The organism is Microvirga sp. GN3, from assembly GCF_055792825.1.
This window is the reverse complement of record NZ_JBVVAK010000316.1, coordinates 1-3424: the sequence shown is the minus strand read 5'-3', so window position 1 is coordinate 3424 and position 3424 is coordinate 1. Positions and strand designations below refer to the sequence as shown.

Below are 3424 nucleotides of genomic sequence, written 5' to 3'. Positions count from 1 at the left end.
ACCAGCTTGGATTGCGCGACGAACTGCCTCTGTCGTGGTGGCGCTGCCGTGGAGAAGCTGTCCCATAAGCTGTCCCTCCAAGAAGAGATGATCGTATCACCACTTCGTGGGACTGAACATCTAGACACCATCTGCTCCTTGGTGATCTTTGTTGCCGAATTGTTTACCGCAGTCGCGACAGGATGTGTGCTGTGACATGCACCCCGCACGTCAGTTGAAGATCAGGACAGAAATGGGTTGGCCAGCAGGAGAAAGTGCCGCGGCCCGTTACTATTTCGATATCCAGAACGGGAAGCCGCCCATACACGATGACGAGGGCGCCGAGTTCGACAGCTTGGACGCTGCGGTTCAGGCGGCTGTCCGTTCCGCGGCTGAGATTGGAACCAACCGGCTGGCCAAGGGCGATACCAGTGATGTCGTCATCGAGGTGTGGGGCGACCAGAACCAAAGGATCTGCACGGTCACCGCGTCGATGAAGATCGAACGACACGGCTTGTCTCAGCAGGGGCCACACTCCTGGAGTGCGTGAGCCCGGGCGCCTACCATGGAATGCTCTGACAGGAACTTCCCCAAGGAGCGTGATCGTTCGGTGTAGACATCAAGGTCGAGGTATAGGGCATGAAAATTGGCGTTCTGGCGGATTGTCTCACGGCTCTCCTTCGTGGAGAACGGCGCGAGGTCGAAAGCCATGGTACGCCCGTTCTTCTCGGCCACGATCGCCGACCTAGTTCGCGAGCAGTAAACATATCCGTTCTCCTCGCTGAGTGCCCGCCGTCCAGATGAACTCGGGTGGAAGGTCTTCACCCGAGTCTGCATGAGCGTGCCTTCCCCTCCTTTTGTCAAAGGGAGGCAGCCAGGATAGCGAACTCGTCGCAGCCGTCAGGGCGGCAGAGTCCGCGGATAATGTCGGAACGGTCATAGGTCTGGGCGAGGGCTGGGGTTGCGAGCACGAGGGCAAGGGCAACAAGAGGTCTGAGCATCGGGAGCCTTGGGCGCAGAGATGATTAACGAAGTGTCGCCACCCAGGTCGCGCAGGAATGTGACGATTTCAGGCCAAGCTGCCCGTAGCATGTGGCTGAGATATGCGTGATCGCGCATTCGGCCACGAAGAGCTCCAGGACGTTCGGAAGTTCCACCATGCGTTCGGATAGGTTCGAGTGTTTTCGTCCCTATGAGAACCCGAGCGTCAGAAGCACCTTTTCATATCAAGTAATCTGAAGCGGCTTTGGCCTGCTCGCGACCGCCGTCATCAAGGGCCGTGTCGCAGATTCTGCGTGCGTGCGGGTGGAGGACAGCCGGGTCATTTCCATCAACTCATGCCGTACTCGGATCGGAGAGACGCACCGTCTTGTTGAGATGTCACGACCCAAGTCCTGTCCATCGTTTCGTTCAGCAGGCCGCGTAGACCCGACGGCAGGGCGCCATAGAGTTGCCGCATTCCCTAACCGAATCTTACCGTTGCTGGAAAAAGGATAGGAAATGACCAAGGTACTCACGACACTCGGGGCTTCGGTTGTTGCTCTCGGAGCCCTCCTCGGTGATGTCGAGGCCAAAACCGCCTTCTACGAGATCAATGGCGAGCGGTATTCGTATGATACCAACAACCGTCAGCAGACGGCGACTGCCCGTAAGCGGATCGAAGCGGCGAAGACCGCTGAGGCTGCCACAGCGCAGGCGACGGCAGAGCGTGCGAGCAATCCCTTGGTCGCGATCTTCGGGTCGCAGACACAACGGGAGGCTGCAGCGGCTCAGGCGCAATTACAGCAGATCATTGCGGAACAGGAGGCGGCGGCTGGCAAGCGCCAACGGGCCGTGCAGGCCACCAAAGACGAAAGTGCCGCAAAACCCGCCAATGAGCAGGCTGGAGAGACCGCACGCGTCAATGAGCGTGCGCCCGCGGCCGCAGTGGCTATCGCGGCAGCTCAACCAGCAGCAACCCGTCCAGTGGCGCCGGACCCCCGTGACCCTGCTGAACCTACCCGACCTGATAGCCCTTCGAGGGCCGCAATCAGGGTGATCTCCCTTGATGTCGAGACCGGCATCAAAACGGTCATCCGAGTGGATGGATCGATCCATGAGGAGCTCTTCGACCCGAGCGTTCTGTCGACGCTTGATCCGGCGCCCCGGTCTGTTGGCTCTGCAAGCAATGCGACAGGTGCCGATCAGTCACCCAAGGTCCTGCCGGATGAAATGACTGGTTCCACCAGCGTCCATGAACTGACGCTTGGGCAGCATGCCGGGACAGACCCACGCAGCAGACCTCTGTCGAACTAGACAAGATCGAGGTTGGGGCATTCATGGTGCCGCGACAGACCTGCGGCTGTGTGGCACCATGGCAATGATGAACGAAGCGATCTCGCTATTTCGGCTGGATAGCCGCGAGGTTGCATGATCGCGGGAATTCATCGCATGACATCACGCGGCGAACCGGAGATTCCCATGTAACCAGATACCCTTGTGACCTGGTTTGAGCGGCTGAGCGGCAGACAGTTGGTTCCGGAAACGCTGATGGGCATCAACCAGCAACCGCAGCTTTCGAGCCATTGGCTGCAAGCTTGCGGTCCGATCGACAACCAGCGCCTCCGCCGCAGCGTGGAGGTCTCCAGTTGCGGCCTCAATGCCGGGATTCCGTTCAATCAGAGCCATCAGCTCTATCAGCTGCTGTTGCAGGCTGTACAAAGCCGCTTCTCCGCCTCCGTGCTGGATCACCAGCACGATCGGGTCAAGCCTGCCGAGCATCTCGTCGACCGCATTCTCAAATGTCGCTTCCGTCATGGATATCATCTCCAGAATTCGAATCGGAGGATTCATCTATTGGAAGGCTGACCCACTTGGATTGCGGACTGGTTAAGCGGCCTCGAGCACCGCAGATTGGACGCTCTACCGTTTCCCGTTCGATGCTTCTGATGCCCGGCAACTGCCCTTCTCTCAGACTACGACAAATGAAATCTCAATCCCGCCGAGCTCTCGCTCATCAGAGGCAAGGAGCCTGAGAACGACCTCTATGTGGTCCTCGGCAAAAAGCTCGCGATGGGTGAATCGGCGGTGCTCGCCATCAGAATGCTGGGGTCTGGGTGCTCCTTCAATGGGAACCAGCCCGGTCGCACTGATTTGCGCCTCCTGAACGAAGCGGACAGAGGCTATAGAGAGAACTTTCTCGATCTGCAAGGACGCGCTTCGGGCAATCGTCACAGTCACTGACGACCCAGAAGGGTCGGGTTCCCACCTGCTGGAACAATCGCACTTGTCCTGCGAGCAACCCCGTCACTCCGCTTGCTCCCGATCCCAAGTGATCCAACCCTAAGTGGTGCATCCGGTAAGTCATGCCGCCCTCGGTAGGAGGGCGATGCCGGGCGAGCGGCGTGGGCGATGCCGGCGGCGTTGGCCCCAGACGAAGGGATGGCGATGCGCATTCCAGTAGACG

At 59.2% G+C, this 3424-nt stretch carries 7 protein-coding genes; 3 read left to right on the top strand and 4 right to left on the bottom strand.

Annotated features, from left to right (window positions below):
- Together ACS5Q1_RS47155 and ACS5Q1_RS47150 are read left to right on the top strand one after the other, a co-directional pair.
- Positions 1-195, top strand: a 195-nt coding sequence (locus tag ACS5Q1_RS47155) for a hypothetical protein (RefSeq protein ID WP_473104668.1), incomplete at its 5' end; no start/stop codon positions are given.
- 1 nt (position 196) lies between these two features.
- Positions 197-529, top strand: a complete 333-nt coding sequence (locus ACS5Q1_RS47150; protein WP_473104667.1) for a DUF6894 family protein — start codon at positions 197-199, stop codon at positions 527-529.
- Here the strand turns inward: ACS5Q1_RS47150 and ACS5Q1_RS47145 are convergent.
- Positions 499-816: a hypothetical protein gene (locus ACS5Q1_RS47145; RefSeq protein ID WP_473104666.1), complete on the bottom strand. Its 318-nt coding sequence runs from the start codon at positions 814-816 to the stop codon at positions 499-501. The two genes, ACS5Q1_RS47150 and ACS5Q1_RS47145, sit on opposite strands and share 31 nt — an antisense overlap.
- Before the next feature lie 23 nt (positions 817-839).
- Positions 840-980, bottom strand: a complete 141-nt coding sequence (locus tag ACS5Q1_RS47140) for a hypothetical protein (protein ID WP_473104665.1) — start codon at positions 978-980, stop codon at positions 840-842.
- 499 nt (positions 981-1479) lie between these two features.
- On the opposite strand from ACS5Q1_RS47140, the gene ACS5Q1_RS47135 reads away from it, so the two are divergent.
- Positions 1480-2274 (top strand): hypothetical protein, encoded by a 795-nt coding sequence (locus tag ACS5Q1_RS47135; RefSeq protein ID WP_473104664.1) that lies wholly within the window; start codon positions 1480-1482, stop codon positions 2272-2274.
- 141 nt (positions 2275-2415) lie between these two features.
- Here the strand turns inward: ACS5Q1_RS47135 and ACS5Q1_RS47130 are convergent, their stop codons facing one another.
- Positions 2416-2775 (bottom strand): hypothetical protein, encoded by a 360-nt coding sequence (locus tag ACS5Q1_RS47130; RefSeq protein ID WP_473104663.1) that lies wholly within the window; start codon positions 2773-2775, stop codon positions 2416-2418.
- A gap of 153 nt (positions 2776-2928) precedes the next feature.
- Positions 2929-3168 carry a hypothetical protein gene (locus ACS5Q1_RS47125; protein ID WP_473104662.1) on the bottom strand — a complete coding sequence of 80 codons (240 nt, stop codon included), beginning with the start codon at positions 3166-3168 and terminating at the stop codon, positions 2929-2931.
- Between the last annotated feature and the right edge of the window lie 256 nt (positions 3169-3424).